Here is a 2,000-nt window from a genome sequence, read left to right on the forward strand (position 1 = left end):
CATAAAAAACTGCACCTTACTTCGTTGGGAGTCCAACTTTTTGGGTGCAGTTCACAGGTGCCGGTTTTTCGTCGTCACTTCCGGGTTAAATCGCCACTGGCGCTTTAATCCCCGGATGCGGGTCGTAGCCTTCGATTTCGAAGTCTTCAAAACGGTAGTCGAAAATCGATGCCGGCTTACGTTTGATCACCAGCTTCGGCAGCGCCCGCGGTTCGCGGCTCAGCTGCAGGTGCGTCTGCTCCATGTGGTTGCTGTACAGGTGCGTATCGCCGCCGGTCCAGACAAAATCGCCCACTTCGAGGTCGCACTGCTGCGCCACCATATGCACCAGCAGCGCGTAGCTGGCGATATTGAACGGCAGGCCGAGGAATACGTCGCACGAGCGCTGATAGAGCTGGCAGGAGAGCTTGCCGTCGGCGACGTAGAACTGGAAGAACGCGTGGCACGGGGCCAGCGCCATTTTGTTCAGCTCGCCGACGTTCCATGCCGAGACGATAATCCGGCGAGAATCCGGGTCGTTTTTCAGCTGTTCCATCACCGTACTGATCTGGTCGATATGACGGCCGTCCGGCGCGGGCCAGGAGCGCCACTGCTTGCCGTAAACCGGCCCCAGATCGCCGTTTTCATCCGCCCATTCGTCCCAGATAGTGACGTTGTTTTCGTGCAGATACGCCACGTTGGTGTCACCCTGCAGGAACCACAGCAGTTCATGGATGATGGAGCGTAAATGACAGCGCTTGGTCGTCACCAACGGGAATCCTTCCTGCAGGTTAAAACGCATCTGGTGACCGAAGATGGAGACGGTGCCGGTACCGGTGCGGTCATTTTTTTGCGTGCCCTCATCGAGCACTTTCTGCATCAAATCAAGATACTGTTTCATGGTTCCTCAAGAATTTTGTTGCTGCGGACGACAACGGTACGCCCAGACCATCATGATGATACCCGCAAGCACCATCGGAATCGAAAGAATCTGCCCCATGCTGATGTACTGTACCCAGCCGCCGGTAAACTGGGCATCGGGCTGACGGAAGAACTCCACGATGATGCGGAACAGACCGTAGCCAATGAGGAACAGGCCGGAAACCGAACCGGCCGGACGCGGCTTGCGGATAAACAGGTTCAGGATCAGGAACAGTACGACGCCTTCCAGCGCCAGCTCATAGAGCTGCGAAGCATGACGCGGCAGCGCGCCGTAGGTATCGAACAGCGATTGCCACTCGGGATGCGACGGCAGCAGCGCCAGGTCTTCCGCCCGAGAGCCGGGGAAAATCATGGTGTAGTGGAAGTTCGGATCGACGCGGCCCCACAGTTCGCCGTTGATAAAGTTGCCCAGACGCCCTGCGCCGAGGCCAAACGGAATCAGCGGCGCAATGAAGTCGGAAACCTGGAAGAAGGTACGCTTCGTGCGTTTGGCGAAAATAATCATCACCAGAATCACGCCGATCAGACCGCCGTGGAAGGACATACCGCCGTCCCAGACGCGGAACAGATAGAGCGGATCGTCGAGGAACACCGGCAGGTTGTAGAAGAAGACATAGCCAAGACGCCCGCCGAGGAAAACCCCGAGGAAGCCGGCGTACAGCAGGTTTTCAACTTCGTTTTTTGTCCAACCGCTGCCCGGACGATTGGCCCGACGGGTGGCCAACCACATCGCAAAAACAAACCCAACCAGGTACATCAGACCGTACCAGTGGAGGGAGACCGGTCCAATGGAAAAAATTACCGGATCAAACTCCGGAAAATGCAGGTAGCCACTATTCATCTGTCACCATAAACACTTGTTATTCCGCCGAAAGTGGACAGCGGGGATCGTTCGCGCGCGTCAGAAACGGGCGCTCCAAAGGCTGCGAATGATAGCATAAGCGCGAAGGGCGATCCGCGCCGGACATGTAAAAGATATGTATACGAATGCGAATTCGCGGCTGAGCATTCCCGGAGGCGGCGCGCTGCGCCTGTCCGGGCTTGTATGATTACTCCGTCAGAAAGAACCGGCCAGTTCT

The 2,000-nt window shown here is 56.9% G+C and carries 2 protein-coding genes; both read right to left on the minus strand.

Features of this window, described 5'->3' with window-relative positions:
• Window positions 1–85: 85 nt before the first annotated feature.
• On the minus strand, window positions 86–880 hold the full coding sequence (thyA, locus tag ABLU88_RS16260) for a thymidylate synthase (protein WP_004124584.1): 795 nt from the start codon (window positions 878–880) through the stop codon (window positions 86–88).
• A 6-nt stretch (window positions 881–886) separates the two neighbouring features.
• The gene (lgt, locus tag ABLU88_RS16265; RefSeq protein WP_014226659.1) at window positions 887–1,762 is read right to left on the minus strand and encodes a prolipoprotein diacylglyceryl transferase; all 876 of its coding nucleotides are present in this window, start codon (window positions 1,760–1,762) and stop codon (window positions 887–889) included.
• Window positions 1,763–2,000: the final 238 nt, after the last annotated feature.

Source organism: Klebsiella sp. GW_Kp182, assembly GCF_040062275.1.
Lineage (GTDB): Bacteria > Pseudomonadota > Gammaproteobacteria > Enterobacterales > Enterobacteriaceae > Klebsiella > Klebsiella michiganensis.

Bases quoted from the DNA above. Each gene is read 5' to 3' on its own strand.
- thyA (WP_004124584.1), bottom strand. From the start codon at position 880: ATGAAACAGTATCTTGATTTGATGCAGAAAGTGCTCGATGAGGGCACG.
- lgt (WP_014226659.1), bottom strand. From the start codon at position 1,762: ATGAATAGTGGCTACCTGCATTTTCCGGAGTTTGATCCGGTAATTTTT.